The sequence below is a fragment of the Viridibacillus soli genome (assembly GCF_016612995.1).
Lineage (GTDB): Bacteria > Bacillota > Bacilli > Bacillales_A > Planococcaceae > Viridibacillus > Viridibacillus soli.
The window spans coordinates 1-754 of the sequence record NZ_JAEOAH010000078.1 but is presented as its reverse complement, the minus strand read 5'-3'; the positions used below and the strand labels follow the sequence as shown (position 1 = coordinate 754).

Annotated in this window: 1 protein-coding gene; it reads left to right on the top strand. The window is 34.1% G+C overall.

The features are described from left to right. Positions 1 to 265 precede the first annotated feature (265 nt). Positions 266 to 754 (top strand): DUF4372 domain-containing protein (locus JFL43_RS22010; RefSeq protein ID WP_325166729.1); only part of this gene is annotated, 489 nt, incomplete at its 3' end.

Below are 754 nucleotides of genomic sequence, written 5' to 3'. Positions count from 1 at the left end.
TATAGATACCATAATTTTAACCTCCTTAAAAAGCATGAATTAGTTAATAACTTTTTTGTATATTATAAACAATTTTTCACTAGCGTTGCATTAAAATAACTTTAGTTTTAAAAACACTCGAAATGTTCAATAATCTTGTTTTGTGCATAAAAAAGTCCTTTATAATGGATAAAGTCAGGTGGTAACCCGTCCAAATCCACTAATAAAGGAACTACATATGGACGAAATTACACGAAAAACATCATTTGGACAATAGTTTTTACCCATAAATCTTCAACTTTTTGAAGAAAACGTGAAAACGATGAAATTAGATGCTTATACGAAAAAACTTACGACGGATTCATTCTTAAAATTACTGCTTTGTGCGCAGCTACAGGAAACAGAAAGTCTGCACGCGCTGAGTGATTGCCTTTTTGACGATCAACTTCAAAAGGGAACAAATTTAGATTCTATCAGTGTTTCACAACTGTCACGTCGTTTAAATACGATGAATCCAGACATCTTCCAACAGCTTTTCCTTGATTTAGTCGTTCAAATTCACCAAAAAACGAATGTCTCGAAAAGCGTCATGCCTTTAAAAATCATTGATTCGAGTACATTACCGCTTAATTTAACGAATCACAAATGGGTTGAATTTCGTAAAACAAAAGCGGGCGTTAAGCTTCACTTACGCCTGGTGTTCATGGAAAAAGGAATGTCTTATCCCGAAAAAACAGTACTCACCACAGCGAAAGAACATGATCGCAATCAACTC